Genomic DNA, 21642 nt, shown 5'->3' with positions numbered 1-21642 from the left:
CACAGACTGAAAGAGTGAGTTTATGCTTAAATTCATTATGAAAAGGATATTTGAAGCGATTCCAACCATGTTGGTGTTGATCACTATATCTTTCTTTCTCATGCGTTTCGCACCGGGTAACCCGTTTTCAAGCGAGCGTCCATTACCGCCAGAAGTTATGGCTAACATCGAAGCTAAATACGGCTTAGATAAACCAGTATTTGAACAATACACCACGTATTTGACAAATATCTTACAAGGTGACTTCGGTCCCTCTTTTAAATACCAAGATTACACAGTAAATGAGCTGATCGCGGTTGCACTTCCAGTATCTGCGAAGGTAGGTTTCGTTGCCTTTATCTTCACACTATTGATGGGGGTCACCGTCGGGACGATTGCCGCCTTGAAGCACAATACCTGGGTCGACTACACCATAATGTCGACCGCCATGCTCGGGGTGGTGATGCCATCCTTCGTGTTGGCACCGGCGCTTATTTACCTTTTCTCCCTGCACTGGAACATATTCCCAGCAGGCGGTTGGCATGGCGGTACATTCATGTACATCGTGCTGCCTGTTATTGCGATGTCTCTTCTTTACGTAGCAACTTTTGCTCGTATTACTCGCGGTAGCATGATTGAAACGCTAAACAGTAACTTTATCCGAACTGCACGTGCAAAAGGCCTAAGCTACCGTTATATCATTCTAAAACATGCACTTAAGCCAGCAATGCTACCTGTTGTTTCTTACATGGGACCTGCGTTCGTAGGTATCATCACAGGTTCAGTTGTTGTTGAAACCATCTTCGGCCTACCAGGTATCGGTAAGCTGTTTGTTAACGCCGCGTTTAACCGTGACTACTCGCTAGTAATGGGTGTAACCATCTTGATTGGTTTCCTATTCATCTTGTTCAACGCAATCGTTGATATTTTGCTAGCGCTTATTGACCCGAAAATTCGCTACTAACAGGGACGCATGGTTATGTTGAAGAAAAAAGAAAATTTAGAAGCGATCGAAAAGTTCTCTGAGAGCTTAGAGATTGAAGGTCGTAGTTTGTGGCAGGACGCGCGCATTCGTTTCATGCGAAACAAAGCAGCAATGGTGAGCCTGTTCATTCTTACGCTTATGGTACTGGCAGTTATCTTCTTACCGATGCTGGCTCAGTACACTTATGATGATACTGACTGGTACGCAATGCACGTTGGTCCGAATGCGGATCACTGGTTTGGTACAGATAGCTTAGGTCGTGATTTGTACGTTCGTACTCTTGTCGGTGGCCGCATCTCATTGATGGTTGGTGTGATGGGTGCATTCGTAGCGGTACTGATTGGTACGCTTTACGGTGCCGCTTCTGGCTTCATCGGCGGTCGTACTGACCGAGTGATGATGCGTATCCTAGAGATCTTGTACGCAGTACCATTCATGTTCCTAGTAATCGTACTGGTAACGTTCTTTGGTCGTAACATCGTCCTAATCTTCGTTGCTATTGGTGCGATTGCTTGGCTAGATATGGCGCGTATTGTACGTGGTCAAACGTTGAGCCTACGTAGTAAAGAGTTCATTGAAGCTGCACACGTATGTGGTGTAAGCAAATGGAAGATCATTACACGTCACATCGTACCGAACGTACTGGGTATCGTAGCGGTTTACTCTACGCTGCTTATTCCAAGCATGATCCTTACAGAATCATTCTTATCTTTCCTTGGTCTTGGTGTTCAAGAGCCTATGACAAGCTGGGGCGCATTGCTTCAAGAAGGTTCGCAAACAATGGAAGTTGCAATCTGGCAATTAACATTCCCTGCGGCATTCATGGTAGTTACGCTGTTCTGCTTTAACTACGTAGGTGATGGTCTGCGCGACGCGCTTGATCCAAAAGACAGATAACGAAATAGCAATTAAAAGCTATAAAAGATTAAGGAAGTAATAATGAGCTTATTAGATGTCAAAGATCTGCGCGTCGAATTTACCACGCAAGATGGTATCGTAACCGCAGTAAACGACTTGAACTTCTCACTTAACCAAGGCGAAACGCTGGGTATTGTTGGTGAGTCGGGTTCAGGTAAATCACAAACGGTATTTGCACTGATGGGACTGCTTGCTAAGAACGGCATCATCTCAGGCAGTGCAAAGTTTGAAGGCAATGAAATCCTCAACCTGCCTGAAAAAGCACTGAACAAGGTTCGTGCTGAACAGATCGCAATGATCTTCCAAGATCCAATGACCTCACTGAACCCTTACATGAAAGTAAGTGATCAGTTGATGGAAGTACTTATGCTGCATAAAGGCATGGGTAAAGCAGAAGCGTTTGAAGAATCAGTTCGCATGCTTGAAGCGGTGAAAATCCCTGAAGCTCGTAAACGTATTACCATGTACCCGCACGAATTTTCGGGCGGCATGCGTCAGCGTGTGATGATCGCAATGGCACTGCTGTGTCGTCCTAAATTGCTTATCGCTGATGAACCAACAACGGCACTGGATGTAACCATTCAAGCGCAAATCATGGAATTGCTGAACGAACTTAAAGATGAGTTCAATACAGCAATCATTATGATCACCCATGATTTGGGTGTTGTTGCTGGCTCATGTGACAAAGTACTTGTGATGTACGCGGGTCGTACAATGGAATACGGCACGGTTGATGAAATCTTCTACGAGCCAAGCCACCCATATGCGGAAGGCCTGCTTAAAGCGATTCCTCGTTTGGATACCGAAGGTGAAATTCTACCGACGATTCCAGGTAACCCACCTAACTTACTTCGCCTACCAACAGGTTGTCCTTACCAAGACCGTTGTCACCGTGTAATGGACCGTTGTAAGCAAGAAGCACCGATTTTGCAGCCATTTGCTAAAGACCGTCAGCGTGCTTGTTTTTCAGATTGGGAGACTTGGACAAAATGAGTAAAGAATTACTATTAGATATTAAAGACCTGAAAGTTCACTTTAGCATTGCAGCTAAGTCTGCTTGGCCTTGGGCAAAACCATCAAACCTTAAAGCGGTTGATGGGGTTGATGTTCACCTTTACGAAGGCGAAACACTAGGCGTAGTGGGTGAGTCTGGTTGTGGTAAATCAACTTTTGCCCGTGCGATTATCGGCTTGGTTGAAGCGACTGAAGGTCAAGTGATGTGGTTAGGTCAAGACCTAACTAAGATGCAGGAAGTGAAGCGTCGTGAGACTCGTAAAGAGATTCAGATGATCTTCCAAGACCCGCTAGCATCGCTTAACCCACGTATGTCAGTAGGCGATATCATTGCTGAGCCTCTAGAGACTTTCTTCCCTGAACTTTCTAAACAAGAAGTAAAGGACAGAGTTAAAGAGATGATGGCAAAGGTTGGTCTACTACCAAACGTAATCAACCGTTACCCACATGAATTCTCTGGTGGTCAGTGTCAGCGTATTGGTATTGCACGTGCGCTAATCTTGAAACCTAAGATGATCATCTGTGATGAACCTGTTTCTGCACTGGATGTATCTATCCAAGCTCAAGTAGTTAACCTTCTGAAAGAGCTACAGAAAGAACTTGGTTTGTCTTTGGTATTCATCGCGCACGACTTGTCAGTGGTTAAACACATCTCTGACCGTGTATTGGTGATGTACCTAGGTAATGCGGTAGAGCTTGGTGAATCAGATGCCTTATTCTCGGATCCTAAGCACCCGTACACCAAAGCGTTGATGTCTGCAGTTCCGATTCCAGACCCTCGTCTAGAGCGCAACAAAACGATTCAGATGTTGGAAGGCGATTTACCTTCACCAATCAATCCACCATCAGGTTGTGTGTTCCGTACGCGTTGCCCACAAGCAACAGAGGCGTGTGCGCAAACTAAGCCAACCATTCAAGGCGATGACGTACACGCAGTATCTTGCTTGCACGTACAAGTCTAGAGCCTATTTAAACCGGTTCAGCCTGTGACAGGCTTAAGCGCAACTTGTTTATGAGTTGCGCTTTTTTTGTATCTAAAGATCCATATTAAATAAGCTTCATCAAATAATTCGAACAACTAAGCCAACTTCTTCTAGTTTTGAAAAAGTTGGCTTTTTTTATACTAGAGAAAAGCTTGGATGACAGAGGTTTGGATATGGGTAAGTTAGTTGAAGGTGTTTGGCACGATGTGTGGTACGACACCAAAGAAAGCGGTGGTAAATTTGTTCGTGAAGATGCGGGCTTTCGTCACTGGGTAGAGAACAAACCGGGCGCGCAGTTTCAGCCGGAAAGCGGCCGTTATCACTTATACGTATCGTTAGCTTGTCCTTGGGCGCACCGAACCCTTATCTTCCGCGAGCTGAAAGACCTAACCGAGCATATTGACGTGACAGTCGTTTGCCCAGACATGATGAGTGAAGGTTGGCAAATGGGGTTACCTGAGCCTCTATTTGGTCATACCCGCATGCATCAAATCTACACTCAAGCCAAACCGGATTACTCGGGCAGAGTAACTGTGCCTGTGTTGTGGGATAAGAAAACCAACACCATTGTGAGTAACGAGTCGTCTGAGATTATCCGTATGTTTAACTCAGAATTTAATGAGTTAACAGGCAACACCGATGATTACTACCCGTGGGAGTTGTCCAAGAAGATTGATGAGTGGAATGATTATATCTACCCGAACATCAACAACGGCGTTTATCGTACTGGCTTTGCGACAACACAAGAAGCCTACGAAGAAGCGTATGACGCCTTATTTGAAGCCTTAGACAAAGTAGATGCCCATCTTAGCGAACATCGCTATTTAGCGGGTAGCGAGATTACAGAAGCGGATTGGCGCTTGTTCACTACTCTGGTTCGATTTGATGCGGTTTATGTTGGGCATTTTAAGTGTAATAAGCAGCGAATTGCCGACTACCCACACATTCAAGGCTACTTAAAAGAGTTGTACCAAATAGAGGGTATTAAAGAGACGACCGATTTCTATCATATCAAGCGTCACTACTACTACAGCCATACCGGTATTAACCCAACTCAGGTTGTCCCTAAAGGGCCAGCACTAGATTTAGAATCGCCACATGGACGAAGCTAGTCTTACCAAGTAGCTCCTTTACTCCAGACATAAAAAAACCCTAGATAAACATCTAGGGTTTTTGCTTTCTACTAAAGAAAAATTAGTTAATTACTTTTTCTTCAGCTTGAGCTGCTTGGTCTGCTTGGATAGCCGTTAGAGCTACTGTGTAAACGATGTCGTCTACTAGAGCACCACGAGACAAGTCATTTACTGGCTTGCGCATACCTTGCAGCATTGGACCGATAGATACTAGGTCTGCTGAACGCTGTACCGCTTTGTAAGTTGTGTTACCAGTGTTTAGGTCTGGGAATACGAATACAGTCGCTTTACCTGCAACTGGAGAGTTAGGCGCTTTAGAAGCGGCTACGTTTTCCATGATTGCTGCATCGTACTGTAGAGGACCGTCGATCACTAGATCAGGACGTTTCTCTTGAGCAAGTTTCGTTGCTTCACGTACTTTATCTACGTCTGCACCCTTACCAGACTCACCAGTAGAGTAAGAGATCATAGCAACGCGTGGGTCGATACCGAATGCCGCAGCAGAATCTGCAGATTGGATAGCGATTTCAGCAAGCTGTTCAGCTGTTGGATCTGGGTTGATCGCACAGTCACCGTATACAAGAACTTGATCAGGCAGAAGCATGAAGAAGATTGAAGATACGATAGAAGCATCAGGAGCAGTCTTGATGATCTGGAACGGAGGAACGATTGTGTTCGCTGTTGTGTGAACAGCACCAGAAACTAGGCCGTCAACTTCGCCAGCTTCAAGCATCATAGTACCTAGGAATACTGAATCTTCTAGCTTCTCACGAGCAACAACTTCAGTCATACCTTTAGCGCCACGAAGTTCTACTAGACGAGCTACGTAGTTTTCGCGAACTGATGCAGAATCGATGATCTCAACGCCAGCGCCGAGCTCAACACCTTGCTGTGCTGCAACGCGACGGATTTCTTCAGGGTTACCTAGAAGTACACACGTTGCGATACCGCGCTCAGCACAGATAGCCGCAGCTTTAACTGTACGTGGCTCATCACCTTCAGGAAGAACGATGCGCTTAGCCGCTTTACGAGCAAATTCAGTTAGCTGGTAACGGAATGCTGGTGGGCTTAGACGACGGATGCCTTGAGTACCTTCAGATAGAGAATCAATCCAAGGGCCATCAATGTGACTTGCAACGTGATCGTTAACAAACTCGATACGCTCTTTATCGTCTGCAGGAACTTCTAGGTTGAAGCTCTGTAGGTTTAGAGACGTCTGCCAAGTGTTACCTTGCGCTTTGAAGATCGGTAGACCTGAAGCGAATGCTGGTGCACAAAGGTTAGCAATGCTTTCTGGGATGTCGTAACCGCCAGTCAGTAGGATTGCGCCAATCTCAACACCGTTTTTCGCAGCAAGAGCCGCAGCAACGATAACGTCAGGACGGTCTGCAGAAGTTACTAGCAGTGAACCTGGTTTGAAGTGCTCAATCATGTGCGGTAGAGAACGTGCACAGAAAGTGATGCTCTTAATACGACGAGTTGAGATTTCACCTTCGTTAACGATTTCAGCGTTAAGGTGCTTAGCCATATCAACCGCACGAGTTGCGATTAGGTCGATGCTCCATGGCACACAGCCAAGAACACGGATAGGGCTAGAGTTGAAGATTTGCATTACTTCAAGGTTCGCTTGCTGAGCGCTGTCTGCATCATCAAAGATTTCAGATAGGTCAGGGCGAGTACGGCCAGCTTCATCAACAGGAGCGTTAAGCTTGTTAATGATTACGCCTTTGATGTTTTTGTTCTTAGTACCGCCGAAGTTAGAACATGCTACTTCGATACGCTCTTTAAGTTGCGTAGGGTTGTCAGTACCAGGAGTCGCAACGAATACGATCTCCGCGCCAAGTGTCTTCGCGATTTCCGCGTTTACTTGGTTAGCAAATGGGTGCTTACGAGTAGGTACTAGACCTTCGATTAGCGTTACTTCTGCGTCTTTGTTGATCTTGTTGTATTGCTCAACAACAGACTCAAGAAGTACGTCCATTTTTTCGCTACCGATCAAAGCTTCAGCTTTAGTCATTGCGATTGGCTCACCAATCTTAATGTCGCTGTTTACGCTGATAATAGTAGACGTTAGATCGGGTTGATCACCACCGCTGCGAGGTTGAGCGATTGGCTTGTAGAAAGAAACACTTACGCCCTTACGCTCCATAGCGCGAAGAACACCCATGCTAACACTAGTAAGACCAACACCAGCGCTTGTAGGGATAAGCATAATAGTACGTGACATTGACGAACACCTTTGACTATTGGAAATAAAAAAAGCTCAACTGCTATTCCCACCGATATTTAAATTGGGGTAGGAATAGAAGTTGAGCCCCATTTTCTTGATATGAAAAACTGACTAGCTTCGAGTGAAGCTAGTCAGGAAAATCAATTAAAGACCTGCTAGTTTCGCAGTGTCTTCAGCAATTACTAGCTCTTCGTTAGTAGAGATAACCATTGCAGGGATACGGCTGTTAGCTGTAGTGATAGTACCTTCGCCGCCGAAACGAGCTTTAAGGTTAGCTTCACCGTCAACTTCGATGCCGAAGATGCCTAGGCGGTTAAGAACCATTTCACGGATTGGGCCTGAGTTCTCGCCGATGCCGCCAGTGAAAGTGATTGCGTCTAGACGACCTTCTAGAGTTGCAGTGTAACCAGCTACGTACTTAGCTAGACGGTGACAGAACACGTCCATTGCACGAGTTGCTTCTTCTTTCTCACCGTAGTTGTCTTCAACGAAACGACAGTCAGAAGTCACTTCAGTTAGACCAGCAAGACCAGACTCTTTAGTTAGCATGTTGTTGATTTCTTCAACAGAGTAACCAAGAGCGTCGTGTAGGTGGAAGATGATCGCAGGATCTAGGTCACCACAACGAGTACCCATTACAAGACCTTCAAGAGGAGTAAGACCCATAGAAGTATCTACAGATTGACCGTTCTTGATTGCACATACAGAAGCGCCGTTACCTAGGTGACAGTTGATGATGTTAACTTCTTCAACTGGCTTGTTTAGTAGGCCTGCAACTTCACGAGTGATGAATAGGTGAGAAGTACCGTGCATGCCGTAACGACGGATGCCGTGCTCTTTGTACAGGTTGTACGGTAGAGCGTATAGGTAAGACTCAGAAGGCATTGTTTGGTGGAACGCAGTGTCAAAAACAGCAACGTTTTGTAGACCAGGGAAGTTCTGTTGAGCCGCTTCGATACCGATAAGGTGAGCTGGGTTGTGAAGAGGTGCGAAAGTCGCAGCGTCTTGAATACCCTTAAGAACTTCATCAGTGATAAGTGCAGAAGAAGTGAACTGCTCGCCACCGTGTACGATACGGTGACCGATAGCGCCAAGGTTAGCTTTAAGCTCAGGCTTAGAAGCAAGAATAGTTTCTACCATGAAAGATAGTGCTTCTACGTGAGCTGCGCCCGCGCCTAGTTGTGCTTCATGCTTGCCATCAAGTTTCCACTTCATACGAGCTTCTGGAAGACCTAGACACTCAGCAAGACCAGTTAGGTGCTCTGCACCTGTTTCTGCATCAACAACAGCGAATTTAAGAGAAGAACTACCACAGTTTAAAACTAAAACTAGCTTAGACATTAATGACTACCTGTTTATTTTTCTGATCGAAATCAGTTAAGGATGAAAATTAATCTCAAGAATAGTCGAAGCACATAGGCTTGCGTACTAACCTTGGTCAAAAAAACGTTAATTTCCGTATAAAGTGAAAGCGCTCTTTATCAAAAAGAGGCTTGTGCATTCCTTGCAGAAGTCTTCTCAAAGTTGCTTAAATTGTAAATAAGGGCAACAATGAGATTGAGGTCTGCAAATAATAGCGATATTGTGCAAATATAACAAAAAAATTTGAAAGAATATTATTTTTCGTCAAATTTTTGTGTTTTTAGTTGATGATTTCAACTTTTTTTTAATGGGAGACTCATATGAGCAATAGAGTTGGTTTAGCTAGTAGTTTAAAAGATGGCCAAAAGTACATGGATCTCTGGCCCGTCCGAAAAGAGTTAAACGCGATCTTCCCAGAACAGCGCATTATTAAAGCGACCCGTTTTGGCGTGAAAGTGATGCCTGCGATTGCCGCTATCAGTGTTCTTACACAAATGGTCTTTAATAATTACCAAGCGATGCCACAGGCTGTGGTTATGGCTTTGTTTGCGATCAGCTTGCCGCTTCAAGGTATGTGGTGGTTGGGCAATCGCTCAAATACACAACTTCCGCCAGCGCTAGTATCGTGGTACCGCGAACTGCATGAAAAGATCACTGAAACGGGGTTTGCGTTAGAGCCTATGAAGCCGCGCCCTCGCTATAAAGAATTGGCAATCATTTTAAATCGTGCGTTTCGTCAGTTAGATAAGTCCTCAATGGAGCGTTGGTTCTAAAGAACCCCAGCTCTCCCTCTTGTCTGAGAACAACTATTCATCTTCTATGGCTTGTTCTCAGATTTGCTCCTCTCTTTCGTTACCTCGCTTACTTTCCGTTTAGCTTACCTGTCCTTATTCACTTGGTTTCTTACCTTCCTCCGAAGTCAATATAACCTTTCTCACATAACTCGAGCCTTGTTGTATTTTTGTTAAATATCACTTCAAGTTATCAATGGTTACTGGTAATAATGTCAATAGTGATTTTGATGTTGTTCTCTTTGAGCGAGTAATGACGGGTAGAGCTTGATTCAGGGAGCGACAATGAGTTCTGTAAGAAAGGTATTGGCAGCGGGTTTAAGCTGCTGGATGTTGCTATGGACTGGCAATGTAATGGCAAACGTTGCCAAAGTGTCGGTTTCACAAGTTGTTGACCATCCAGATCTGAATGCGACACGTCTAGGGCTTCTTGAAGGATTGAGAGCCAAGGGGTACGAACCCGGTAAGAACTTAGAATTCTCCTATGAAATGGCGGATGGCAACCCAGTTCAGGCAGCCAAGATTGCCAGAGAGTTGGTCAGTGAAAATCCACATGTACTCGTTGGCATCGCGACACCGACTTCACAAGCTTTGGTTTCGGCAACTCGCTCGATACCGATTGTGTTTACCGCGGTAACCGATCCCATTGGTGCAAGACTGGTCAAACAGCTAGAAAAGCCGGGCCGCAATGTCACGGGTCTTTCTGATCTCTCTCCAATCGTTCAACATGTCTCTTTGATCAAAGAGCTTCTTCCTGACGCTAGTTCAATCGGTGTTGTGTACAACCCAGCAGAGGCAAATGCAGTGGCTTTGGTTGGGCTGTTAAAGAAAGCGACACGAGATTTTGGTTTTACTCTTTACACAGAAAGAGCACTCACAATTGATGACGTGGAATCAAAAGCAGAATCAGTGGCAAAGAAATCGGATGTTATCTACGCCTTGACCGATAATACGGTTGCGAGTGGAATGGAAGGTCTTATCAACGCGGCTAACCAAGCCGATACACCTGTCGTCGCAGGCGCTACATCTTATGTAGGAAAGGGCGCTATTGCAGGTTTGGGTTTAGATTATTATGACGTAGGGGTACAAACTGCGGACTATGTAGCAGCTATCCTCAACGGACAAAAGCCTGGAAAATTGAGTGTTAAAACCGCACAAAGCTCACAGCTGGTGGTTAATCTAGAAGCTGCTCGTGAGTTGGGTGTGACATTGCCTCAATCGGTGATCGACCGCGCGGTAGTCAGTCGTTAATAGGTCGACTTCAAACGCGATCTACACTTGGTAACAGGCCTATTCATTTGATCATTTTGAGAGAAATCGTCTTACTGAAAACAAAGTGGGTCTACAAAGCGTGATCTACTTTGTCTGACGATATTTTTCTGATTGTCGCCAACAAAAAATTTCATATCTTAAGCAAATTAAACATTGCTCGAGAACCGCTATGAAACCATTTATCTTTCATGCTCAAACCCCCGATTACTTCCACGAAAAAGACGGCATTCTGACCGTTAAGTTAATGACTGACCGCAGTGATTGGAATCGGGTTCTGTTGAGGCATGAGCCGGATAATGAAGAGTACTTGCTTGATATGAGCAAAGTCGGTACTGAAGGTCGATTGACCGTGTGGCAAGTATCTTTTCCTGTCAATGCAGACAGAGATATTACTCACTATGTGTTCAAGTTAGTCGACTCAACAGAACAGCACTGGCTTGATGCTAGGGGTATACATAGTCGCGTTCCAAGCCGTGAGTTTCATTTTAAGTTTAATGCCCATCACCGCCCACCATCATGGGTCTCGGAGCAGGTTTTCTACCAAATTTTCCCAGAACGCTTTTGCAATGGTAACCCGAGTATCAGTGTTAAAGCCGGGGAATATCGCCTAAAAGAAAACACCTTAGATGTCGTTGTTAAAGAGTGGGGCGATTCTGTTGAAGGGCACAATGGAACAGGGGCTGCTGAGTTTTTTGGTGGCGATTTAGCGGGCATTCATAACAAGCTAGACTACTTACAAGAGCTAGGTATTACCGCTTTGTACCTAAACCCGATCTTCCAATCACCGAGTAATCACAAATACGACACGACCGATTACTACAAAGTCGACCTACACTTTGGCACGAATGAAGAGTTCGCAGCGCTCTCTAGCGATATCCATGCACGTGACATGAAAATTGTCTTAGATGCCGTGTTCAACCATACATCGGTCGAGCACCCTTGGTTTGATAAACTCAAAACCAACAGTTCAAATCTGAAATCAGAGAAAGGGGCTTATGGTCATTCTGATTCTCCTTATCATGATTACTACTTCTTCGAACCAAGTGATTCGATTCAGTACGTAGGATGGAAAGGTATCTCATCGCTCCCTGTTTTAAATTTCTCTAACGAAGCAGTTCGAGACCATATCTACCAATCCGAAGAGTCGGTAATCAAACATTGGCTGAAAGCGCCTTACCACATCGATGGGTGGCGTTTCGATGTGATCCATATGCTAGGGGAAGGTGAGGGCGCCTATAACAATGCGCATTATGTGAAAGCATTCCGTGACTCAGTAAAGGCCGAGAACTCAGAGGCTTATATCTTGGGAGAGCATTTCTTTGAGGCCAGCCAATGGTTACAGGGAGAGCAAGAAGACGGGTCAATGAACTACTATGGTTTTGCCCATCCGGTACGCGCGTTATTGGCGAAGCAAGATATCGCTTATGAGCCAATCAATATTGATATGTACACTTTCTCTGATTGGTTAGCAGAAGCAAGAGCTAAGGTGCCATGGTTGAATCAGTTATCGCAACTGAATCAATTGGATAGCCACGATACGGCAAGGCTCTTGACGCTTCTCAATGGCGACGAAGCGAAACAGAAATTAGCTCTGACTTTATTATTCACTTACGTTGGGACGCCGTGTTTGTACTACGGAACCGAGGTGGGTTTAGAAGGCGGTCAAGATCCGGATAATCGCAGATGTTTCCCGTGGGGAGCAGAGCAAACATCCCATTGGTTCTCATTCCATCAAGCGTTGATAAGTTTGCGCACTGAACGCAGAAGCTTACAAAGTGGAGCTTACTTAGAGTTGTATTGTGATGCTGAAACTTTAGTGTTTGCGCGTTGCCTGGGAGGGGAAAAGACCTTAGTTGTACTAAACTTGTCTAACAAAGAAAAGTCGCTAGCTTTACCTGTATGGATGCTTGGACAAGAGCAAGGTGAGCTGGTCGCTTTGCTTGGTCGAATAGAACGTGTTTTGATCTGTAACGGTACCGCAGATATTGTTATTCCAGCGATGCAAGCGAAGATTTTTGATGTGGTAAATTGTTGAATTTTAAAATGACTTAAACAATCTCATCTAACCTGCTTAATGCAGGGTTAGTTTTGTAAAAGGAATTGTCTGTTCAATACTTAGGCTCGATTCATATCAATTTACACTCTTTTACCTCGAGGAAAATGACAATTAATGTAATAATATTAATGGGGTAAATGAAAATAGCTGAACGCTAAGAGCACATTATATGAAAGTAAATAGGCACTTTAGCCTAACCTTTGTCTTCGGGTTTCCCGCGGTGATCGCGACGATGCTGCTTGGCTTAATCGGAAAGAATCATTTTGATTTGGTGAAGAAAGACATTGGCAGCGAATTCCAACGTATTGAAGAGGTGTTCAAACGAACCACAAAGGTGGTGACAGCCTTAGATTACAGCTTCTCCAACTACTACAAATCAGGAAACCCTCTCTTTCTTGATCACAACAAACAAGTTGTGAATGGCCTTTGCCAAATTTGGCCGATCGACGTGTTACTTCTCGCTGATGGTAAAACCTCAGACATCCCTTCCGTCGATATCGACTATATGTTGGTCGGTGAAGAGTCCCTTTGTTCCGAAACCAGTGACAGCTACAAAAGTGCATCTGAGAAGATTGCTCTTGCGCCAATTCTTTCATTCTTATCCCAACTTGATGAGTTCCATAACGGCGTGCACTTTATTGATACGCGTGGTTATGTGATCTCGTCGCCTGAAGGCTTTGCTAAGAAACTGAGTAAGGAATTGCTTTCGACCATAAAAAGTCGTCCCTATTGGCAAAAAACAGCCAACAATCCAGAACAATTAACACTAACCGGTCCTGCTTATCGATTTGAGTCTCTAGACCGAATGATCAGTATGACGATCCCAGTGTTCCACCAAGGTGTGCATCAAGGGATGCTTTCGGTTGATATTGACGCTGACAAGCTGCTTGCAAACTCGAATGAACATCTTGCCGGTCGTATCGATATCATTGATACCACTTTAGCGACCCCGGTAGATTCTGCGGCTTTTTATCACGAGATCAAACTGGATGGTGTCGCGTCTCACCATGCGATGTACTACGAATTAGACATAGCGAAAGAGGTCGAGCACTTTTTCGTATATGAGAAAGACAGCCTTATTGTTGCGATTATTGTGTACTTGTTTTCTGTGACGATTTTTTTCTACGTTAATTCCAACATCGAGCGAGGTTATTTCAAAGATCTCGCAGCCAAAGACCCTATGACAGGGTTATTGAATCGTCGTGGCTTAGAAGCGTTCTGGCGCAGCGTAGAGCACGATCAACTATTTGCTTTAACCGTCTTCGATATCGATGATTTCAAGTCAATTAACGACACCTACGGCCACGATAAGGGTGACGATGTGATTCGTTATATGTCGCGTCAGATCAGCAACAGTATTCGAAGCAGTGACGTTGCAGCACGGTTTGGCGGTGAAGAGTTTGTCGTTTATATGAAAGGCGAAGATCGTGAAACTTTGATGAGAACATTAGAGCGAGTGAAGAATGCGATTTGTTCCACTTCAGCCGACATTATTCCAAATGGATTTACAGTATCTGGCGGTGTCTGCATTGTTGAAACTGAGCAAAGTAAACTTAACTTCGATGAGATATTTAAGTACGCCGATGAAAAGCTGTACGTGGCTAAGACGACAGGTAAAGACCGTCTTGAATTTTAGCTACGTTGTTGAATCGGTGCTTTGTATGAAAATGAAAGAGGGAAGAGCCAACGTGTCTACCAAGCAAAGCTTATTTGCACCGGTAAACACGTTTGTATCGTTAGGGGCTTAACCCTAAACATAATCTTAAACAGGTTGGCGGCGTTCTTCTTGATAACGCTGAAGGCGTTCTACAATCGGTGGCGCCTTTTTGAAAGTACGAATTTCTTTAAATAGTTCGTTCGCTTCTGGGTAGCCTTTACTCAGATAAACAAACCATTGCTTCACTCTATTGGGGTAGTACATGCCTTTGTCCCCTTTAATTTGAAACTCTGAATAGCGCAGCAAAAGTTCAATGACTTTATCCCACGGCATTTTCTGGTGGTTGTGCTTAACGACGTTACCAAGGTTTGGAATATTGAAAGCACCACGGCAGACCATCAATGAATCGACGCCTGTTGCTTCTATGCAATCTTGACCATCTTGATAGTTCCAGATTTCCCCATTAGCAATCAACGGGAGAGATGTTTTTTCTCTTATTTGATTGATGAAATCCCATTTGATTTCGCTGGCTTTATAGCCGCCAACTTTGGTTCTTGCATGCACGGTGAGTTCGTCAGCTTTGGCTTGTTCGATGGCATCGACGATTTCAAAGCACTCTTCCGGATGCTCCCAACCTAATCGAATCTTTGCGGACACAGGTATGTGTGCAGGTACTGCTTCTCGACAGGCGTTCACCACTTGATAAATGAGTTCTGGCTCTTTTAGCAGTGACGCACCACCATTACTTTTGTTTACCGCCTTTGCTGGGCAACCAAAATTAAGATCGATCCCTTTCGCGCCTAAGCTAGCAGCTTGAAAAGCATTCTCGGCCATCCAATTTGGGTGTTGCCCTAAAAGCTGGAGATGGATTGGCACACCAGCCATGGTTTGAGAGCCTTGATGTAGCTCAGGGCAAATACGGTGGAACACATGCGGGGGAAGAAGTTGGTCCACGACACGCACAAACTCTGTCACACAGAGATCGTAATCATTAATCTCTGTGAGAATCTCACGCATTAGGTGGTCTAGAACGCCCTCCATAGGGCCAAGTATTACGCGCATGTTGCTTTACCAAAACTGAATGAACCGAAAAATTCGAGGCGTGATTGTACGGCGTGTTAGCTAGATTGTCACTAAGGAGCGGTGTTTGCCATTTCTCGAGCTACTCTTACTTCTCCGGTAATTGGTGAATAATAGAGAATGGGTAAACGCTCAGAACTGGTAAAACTTGGAGTGTAGTAGTAATAGCACTCAGGTGTTCCAGTGTACCAACTAACAATGGCTTCGTCGGAAGGCAAAATAAAGCCAGTATCGTATTGAGAACGAGCGACCAAATCAGAATCAATCAAAGAGTTCCAAAGTGCCACACATTGCTCACCTTCAACTTGCGGAGCTCCTGTGGGTGGTTGTTCTCGAACAGAAATCGGGAAACCGGTTTCTGACGGGTAGACATCGCCTTCGCCGTAATTCACCACTTGATCGAAGTCGGGTTCTCCATCGACAAGCCATTGAGAATGGTACATATCAATGCTGTTTCTGAACGCAGCAAATGCGCCTTGTGCTAAGGCTTCATGAGCATCTCGTTGAACACCCAGAAAACGAGGCGCAGCGGTTACCGCTAATACACCCAGAATAACGACCACCACAATAAGCTCGAGTAATGTAAAACCTTGGGATTTTGATTTCATGATGAATGCGCCTATATGTAACTGAATGTTTAAGTCAGCGTTTTACACCCAAGGTTATGATTATCAAAGCGAAATAAGTTAAATTTCGATAATATTTGAATAGCAATGGTTTGCGTAAGGTAATTGGCGATAAAATAGAGAAAAGTGCTTGGCGACATCTTGGGGAGGATGGCGTTATAATATCGAAAATGCCCAATATCCAGAGCTTTCATGACATATCAATTATTAAGCCTACCAGAATCAATCACTGACATTACTCCGCAGTTTATGGAAGGTGCAATCCTTGCCTCTAACTTAGCGACCAAGCCTCTTGATCCAGAAGAGTGGCTGGCTATCGTTGCGCCTGAAGCGGGTAAAGAGCTGGTCACAACGGTGACAGAACAGATTAATCGCCAGCACAACCTGATTCAGCGTAATGAATACCTATTAACAGACGTACTGGCTGAAGGTGACTTTAACGAACAGTTCGCTGATTTTTCTGAAGGCTTCATGATGGTTTGGCCAACAGTGGAAGAGCAGTGGCAGAGCGTAACAGTCGCGGATGGCACTCTACGCATGTTGCAAGCGCTTCTAACAACCTTGATGCTTGCGATTGATGAAGAGCAAACTCAACAGCAAATGATCGCTGCAGGACTTACTAACCCACCATCGCTTGCCGATTTAGTGGGTCAAGTCGATCTGATGATCTCAGAAGTAGCAATGGCAGCGGATGAAGCTATGTTGGGCAATAAATCGCAGAGCGTGAACCCGTTTAAAGATATTGGTCGAAACGATCTTTGCCCTTGTGAAAGCGGCAAGAAGTTTAAACAATGCTGCGGTAAAAACAGCTAATCACGGCTTGTTGAGCAACTTAGTTTGAGTGAATAACAGACTCTCTTAATATGTTCAAAAGCTTAAGTAATAAAAAAAGTCGACCTTTGGGTCGACTTTTTCGTTTCTGAACATGATGAGCTAATTATTAGTCATTCTTCGATTTAACGAATTGAGAAATCACTACAAAACCGAAAGCAACTAAGTTGCCCGCGAAGATAATCACCAGCCACTGTGGCATTGAAAGCTCTAAGAACTGCCACACAACTTTGCTGCAGTCGCCGTAAGCCTCAAACATCCACGGAGCCCATTGATTTAAAGGCGCCCAGCTTGGGAAGGTCACGAACAGATCACAAGTAGCAAAAGGAGACGGATTAAACTGGTAGTCAACGTGTTCTAAAGCCAGCGTCAAACCTTTGTATGCGCCAAACCCCCAGCCAGCAAGGCCTAACCAACGTGATATTGGGTTATGAGGGGCAATAGCGCCAATCATGGCAGCAACACCGATAGCGAGCATAGCAACGCGCTCATAGATACACATCACACAAGGACCAAGCATCATCACGTGTTGGAAGAAGAGAGCGCACGCTTCAAAAAAGACAATAAAAGCCAGCAGTAAAAGCCAAGATAAACGTCCCTTAGAGAAGTCTTTGATCATTGCTAAAAAGTTCACGAATTTAATCCCGTCTATAAAATAAAAAAGCCCTGATTACTCAGAGCTTTTTATCTTGGATAAGTTTCCTAATCAACTAATATTTTTGATTAGTTAGTTATACTTAATGTGGTTTGCGACACAGTGTTGAGCTTAATGACCACCAGAGATAACTGGAGCAACGACTTCACCTGTGCGTTGAATGATCCAACCTGCATCATAGAACCATGCTGTCATTGGCTCTACGAAGAACACAATGCCCGCTAGGCCAACAAGTGCCAATACGATGGTGTATGGCAACGCCATGATAACCATGCGGCCGTAAGACAGTCGAATTAACGGAGCAAGTGCTGATGTTAATAGGAATAGGAATGCAGCCTGGCCGTTTGGCGTAGCAACAGAAGGTAGGTTAGTACCAGTGTTGATAGCAACAGCAAGTAGGTCGAACTGATCGCGAGTGATGATGCCTTCAACCAGTGCAGTTTTCACTTCGTTGATGTAAACCGTACCGACGAACACGTTATCTGAAACCATCGATAGAATACCGTTGGCAACATAGAATAGTGCGAGCTGTGCACCTTTATCTTCAACGTGAAGTACTGCATCGATCACTGGCTTAAATAGCCCTTGATCAATGATTACCGCAACGACAGCGAAAAAGACAGCAAGAAGTGCAGTAAATGGCAGTGCTTCTTCAAAGGCTTTACCCATCGAGTGCTCTTCAATTACACCAGTAAAGGCCGTTGCCAAGATGATCACTGAAAGGCCAATCAAACCCACTTCAGCGACGTGAAGCGCAAGGCCTACAATTAGCCAAACTGCGATTGCACTCTGAACCCATAGTTTTGCTACGTCTTGCTTAGTGCGGTTTGCACGTTCTTTGTTGTCAAACTCAACTAAGATTTGGCGAACATTCATTGGCAGCTCAGCACCGTAACCAAACACTTTGAATTTCTCGACAAGTGCACAAGTTAAAATACCGCAGAAGAAAACAGGTAGTGTTACTGGCAGCATACGGATGATAAATTCACCGAACTCCCAACCTGCTTGCTTAGCAATTACCAAGTTTTGTGGTTCACCTACCATGGTCATTACACCACCCAGTGCTGTACCCACACCAGCGTGCATTAGCAGTGAACGTAGGAAAGCACGGTAGTTTTCTAGGTCATCACGAGTTAGCTCTGAGATCTCTTCATCATGAGTATGATCGTGCGAAGACGTTGTGCCCTTGCCTGATGCAACCTTGTGGTAGATAGAGTAGAAGCCGACCGCAACGCTAATAACTACGGCGATTACTGTTAGTGCATCTAGGAATGCTGATAAGAAAGCGGCAGCAACACAGAAGGCAACAGAGAGTAAAATTTTAGATTGGATGCCAAGCAAGATCTTCGTGAAAATGAACAAAAGCAGTTCTTTCATGAAGTAAATGCCAGCAACCATGAATACGAGCAAGAGTAATACAGGAAGGTTTGCTTGCAGCTCGTGATAAACCATTTCTGGTTTGGTCATGCCAATGGCGACTGCTTGAATAGCTAATAGACCACCCGGTTGAAGTGGGTAGCATTTGAGAGCCATAGCTAGAGTGAAAATAAACTCAACCACCAATAGCCAGCCCGCAACAAATGGGTCAACTAGGAAGAAAACAAACGGGTTGATGATTAAAAAGGAAATGATGGCAAGTTTATACCAATCAGGAGCTTTACCAAGGAAGTTCTTGATAAAAGCGTTTCCGAGAGACATCGGCATGTTAATACTCTTTTATGTTGATTATGAATAGACAAGCAATACAACATTTTGAGAATCGAGCTATAGAAATTGTTAAAAACTATAACTAACAGTGACTTAGAAAAACTACATTCCATGTAATGTTCTGTGGTCTTGCCAAGTCACTCCCTTAGAAACTCAAGCACTGCTTATTTTTGAGCGCAACTTTACTCTTAGATAACATTTAGTCAACAGGAAAAGCCCTGTAGCACTAAAAATACCTCTTTTTTGTTGAGAAACGCGATCAAAGTAGCGCAAGCATACCACTTAAAATGTGATAAAAACCGACTAGAATCAATATTTCAGCGAAATGATTGAAAATTACAGAATAACGACGGCTTATATATGATTATTACAACTTAATATTGCAAATTAATAGCTTTAAAAATATGACCAATCCCATTGATTTTAAAGAAAAATTGTTGTGTTAACGGTTTGTTTAAATGGTGATTTAGAGTCGCTTGCTTTACAAACCTGAGGTGCAAACGTGTGCTGAACTTTAGAGTTATAACTCTAACGGTGTTTAGGGTGAGTAAAATTTTTGAGGGTGTTTCCGCTAGGTGTGAACTAGTGGTATGATGAGTAAATTAGAACAGAATAATTAAATTGGATTGAAGTGTAGATGGTCATTAAGGCGAAGAGCCCGGCAGGATTTGCAGAGAAGTATATCATTGAAAGTATTTGGAATGGCCGTTTCCCTCCAGGTTCTATCTTGCCCGCAGAGCGTGAGCTTTCTGAGCTAATTGGTGTTACACGTACTACGCTTCGTGAAGTACTACAACGTCTTGCTCGTGATGGTTGGTTGACAATCCAACATGGCAAACCAACTAAAGTTAACCAGTTTATGGAAACCTCAGGTCTTCATATCCTTGATACGCTAATGACGTTGGACGTTGATAACGCAAGCAAAATGGTAGAAGACCTGCTTGCTGCTCGTACTAATATCAGCCCGATCTTTATGCGTTATGCATTCAAAGCAAACAAAGAAGCTTCAGAGCGTACTATCAGTAACGTGATTGAATCTTGTGAAGCGCTACTTGCGGCACCAACTTGGGATGAGTTCCTAGAATCGTCGCCATACGCTGACAAGATCAAACAAGCGGTAAAAGAAGATTCAGAAAAAGATGAAGCGAAACGTCAGACGATCTTAATCGCGAAGACTTTCAACTTCTATGATTACATGCTTTTCCAACGTTTGGCATTCCACTCAGGCAACCAGATTTATGGCCTAATCTTTAACGGTGTGCGTAAGCTGTATGACCGTATCGGTAGCTACTACTTCTCTAACCCAGAAGCACGACGTTTAGCGATGGACTTTTATAAAGAGCTGTTCATTATCTGTGAAAGTGGTGAGCGCGAAACGTTGCCATTAGTGATTCGTAACTACGGTATCGCAAGTGCACAAGTTTGGAATGAAATGAAAACGACATTGCCAACGAACTTCACTGAAGACGACAGCTAAGCCATAGGTTTACTATTGTTGTTCCTGTTTAGTCAGTGACGTAAAGAAAACGAAAAAGCGGCGAGATAATTTAATTATCTCGCCGCTTTTTATTTATCTGTCGTTACTAGAAAATTATCAGTGGGTCAGTTATTTACCTATGACGAGTAATTTATCTATGTGTAGCAACTTAAAATTTATCTAGGAGCAGCAACTTAACCCACAAATTCTTCTGAATCTGGGCGGTTGGTAAATTGCACGCCGTTTAGAAAATCGCAAAGTAGCTGGTCTTCACACACTTTGTAGTTTTTGTTTTCTGGCTTGCGGAAGTAAGCGCCGATTTCGTACTTGCTCAAGCTAATGCCAACCACTTCTAGTACGTCCAAAACATCTTCTGCTTTCATGTTTAATGCAATACGAAGCTTCATGAAGATCATGTTGTTCGTCAGTGCAACTTCAGGTTTAGGTTGCTCGCCTTCTTTTTTGCCACGCTTAAGGTTGATGAAACCATTTAGGAATACCGCTAACTCTTTATCTTTCATCTTAGAGCATGACTTGTCGTTGTCGTCTTTTAGCCAGTTAATCACTTGGTCATGAGCAACGGTCACATCAGCTTGTTCGATAGCTTTGATGATTTGTGCATTTTTAAGGTTTAGTGCGTGTTGAATACGACGCAAGATTTCGTTGTTAGTCACTGGGAATTCCTAAAAAGGGTTTTAGAGTAAAGAGGTGCTGGTTTCGCCTATTTTTGTCGACGAACCAATTTCTACTCTACATAGCATAGTTGACGGCGACTCTAACAGAGAACGCTAATTTTCGGTAGATATAAAAAATCCCCAATGCTGATTCACTCTTTCAAGTCAAAAATGCATTAGGGATTTAGTGATGGGTGCTTGTTATCTGACTG

General features: G+C 44.1%; 18 protein-coding genes. 11 read left to right on the top strand and 7 right to left on the bottom strand.

From position 1 onward, the window contains the following. Positions 1-22 precede the first annotated feature (22 nt). The 5 genes from oppB to MSG35_RS17490 all read left to right on the top strand — a co-directional run bounded on the left by oppB (position 23) and on the right by MSG35_RS17490 (position 4991). A complete protein-coding gene (gene oppB, locus MSG35_RS17510; protein WP_017062174.1) occupies positions 23-943 on the top strand; it encodes an oligopeptide ABC transporter permease OppB in 921 nt (306 codons plus the stop codon). A 15-nt stretch (positions 944-958) separates the two neighbouring features. Then, a complete protein-coding gene (oppC, locus tag MSG35_RS17505) occupies positions 959-1861 on the top strand; it encodes an oligopeptide ABC transporter permease OppC (protein ID WP_017062173.1) in 903 nt (300 codons plus the stop codon). 42 nt (positions 1862-1903) lie between these two features. After that, the gene (locus MSG35_RS17500) at positions 1904-2875 is read left to right on the top strand and encodes an ABC transporter ATP-binding protein (protein WP_012603544.1); all 972 of its coding nucleotides are present in this window, start codon (positions 1904-1906) and stop codon (positions 2873-2875) included. Next, positions 2872-3858: a murein tripeptide/oligopeptide ABC transporter ATP binding protein OppF gene (gene oppF / locus MSG35_RS17495; RefSeq protein ID WP_009848634.1), complete on the top strand. Its 987-nt coding sequence runs from the start codon at positions 2872-2874 to the stop codon at positions 3856-3858. The genes MSG35_RS17500 and oppF overlap by 4 nt, the downstream gene beginning before the upstream one ends. A 194-nt stretch (positions 3859-4052) precedes the next feature. Continuing rightward, complete coding sequence (locus MSG35_RS17490) at positions 4053-4991, top strand: glutathione S-transferase family protein (RefSeq protein ID WP_248384638.1); 939 nt, start codon at positions 4053-4055, stop codon at positions 4989-4991. A gap of 82 nt (positions 4992-5073) precedes the next feature. Here MSG35_RS17490 and pta read toward each other — a convergent pair whose 3' ends face one another. Both pta and MSG35_RS17480 read right to left on the bottom strand, forming a co-directional pair. Continuing rightward, the gene (gene pta / locus MSG35_RS17485) at positions 5074-7239 is read right to left on the bottom strand and encodes a phosphate acetyltransferase (protein WP_248384637.1); all 2166 of its coding nucleotides are present in this window, start codon (positions 7237-7239) and stop codon (positions 5074-5076) included. Positions 7240-7386: 147 nt separating this feature from the next. Beyond that, positions 7387-8583: an acetate kinase gene (locus MSG35_RS17480; protein WP_017107306.1), complete on the bottom strand. Its 1197-nt coding sequence runs from the start codon at positions 8581-8583 to the stop codon at positions 7387-7389. A 341-nt stretch (positions 8584-8924) separates the two neighbouring features. Here MSG35_RS17480 and yfbV point away from each other — a divergent pair, with 341 nt between their 5' ends. The 4 genes from yfbV to MSG35_RS17460 all read left to right on the top strand — a co-directional run bounded on the left by yfbV (position 8925) and on the right by MSG35_RS17460 (position 14359). Next, entirely contained in the window at positions 8925-9377 is a 453-nt protein-coding gene (gene yfbV, locus MSG35_RS17475; protein ID WP_017062168.1) for a terminus macrodomain insulation protein YfbV, read from the top strand. A 303-nt stretch (positions 9378-9680) separates the two neighbouring features. Continuing rightward, positions 9681-10646, top strand: coding sequence for an ABC transporter substrate-binding protein (locus MSG35_RS17470; RefSeq protein WP_248384636.1), 966 nt, complete (start codon positions 9681-9683; stop codon positions 10644-10646). Between the two features lie 190 nt (positions 10647-10836). Continuing rightward, positions 10837-12702, top strand: coding sequence for a maltodextrin glucosidase (malZ, locus tag MSG35_RS17465; protein WP_248384635.1), 1866 nt, complete (start codon positions 10837-10839; stop codon positions 12700-12702). Positions 12703-12892: 190 nt separating this feature from the next. Beyond that, positions 12893-14359 (top strand): sensor domain-containing diguanylate cyclase, encoded by a 1467-nt coding sequence (locus MSG35_RS17460; protein ID WP_061038827.1) that lies wholly within the window; start codon positions 12893-12895, stop codon positions 14357-14359. Positions 14360-14485: 126 nt separating this feature from the next. Here the strand turns inward: MSG35_RS17460 and dusC are convergent, their stop codons facing one another. Beyond that, the gene (dusC, locus tag MSG35_RS17455; protein ID WP_017069187.1) at positions 14486-15442 is read right to left on the bottom strand and encodes a tRNA dihydrouridine(16) synthase DusC; all 957 of its coding nucleotides are present in this window, start codon (positions 15440-15442) and stop codon (positions 14486-14488) included. Positions 15443-15513: 71 nt separating this feature from the next. Then, positions 15514-16068 (bottom strand): prepilin-type N-terminal cleavage/methylation domain-containing protein, encoded by a 555-nt coding sequence (locus tag MSG35_RS17450; RefSeq protein ID WP_248384634.1) that lies wholly within the window; start codon positions 16066-16068, stop codon positions 15514-15516. Positions 16069-16278: 210 nt separating this feature from the next. On the opposite strand from MSG35_RS17450, the gene MSG35_RS17445 reads away from it, so the two are divergent. Beyond that, positions 16279-16899: an SEC-C metal-binding domain-containing protein gene (locus tag MSG35_RS17445; RefSeq protein WP_048613192.1), complete on the top strand. Its 621-nt coding sequence runs from the start codon at positions 16279-16281 to the stop codon at positions 16897-16899. 127 nt (positions 16900-17026) lie between these two features. Here MSG35_RS17445 and dsbB read toward each other — a convergent pair whose 3' ends face one another. After that, complete coding sequence (gene dsbB / locus MSG35_RS17440) at positions 17027-17551, bottom strand: disulfide bond formation protein DsbB (RefSeq protein ID WP_248384633.1); 525 nt, start codon at positions 17549-17551, stop codon at positions 17027-17029. 132 nt (positions 17552-17683) lie between these two features. Next, positions 17684-19276: a Na(+)/H(+) antiporter NhaB gene (gene nhaB / locus MSG35_RS17435; protein WP_086774988.1), complete on the bottom strand. Its 1593-nt coding sequence runs from the start codon at positions 19274-19276 to the stop codon at positions 17684-17686. A 640-nt stretch (positions 19277-19916) separates the two neighbouring features. Here nhaB and fadR point away from each other — a divergent pair. Beyond that, positions 19917-20756: a fatty acid metabolism transcriptional regulator FadR gene (gene fadR / locus MSG35_RS17430; protein WP_017062161.1), complete on the top strand. Its 840-nt coding sequence runs from the start codon at positions 19917-19919 to the stop codon at positions 20754-20756. 194 nt (positions 20757-20950) lie between these two features. Here fadR and MSG35_RS17425 read toward each other — a convergent pair whose 3' ends face one another. Continuing rightward, positions 20951-21430 (bottom strand): DUF1456 family protein, encoded by a 480-nt coding sequence (locus tag MSG35_RS17425; protein ID WP_248384632.1) that lies wholly within the window; start codon positions 21428-21430, stop codon positions 20951-20953. Between the last annotated feature and the right edge of the window lie 212 nt (positions 21431-21642).

The organism is Vibrio sp. 1CM23M, assembly GCF_023161755.1.
GTDB classification, from domain to species: domain Bacteria; phylum Pseudomonadota; class Gammaproteobacteria; order Enterobacterales; family Vibrionaceae; genus Vibrio; species Vibrio coralliirubri.
This window is presented reverse-complemented; position numbering and strand designations above follow the sequence as displayed.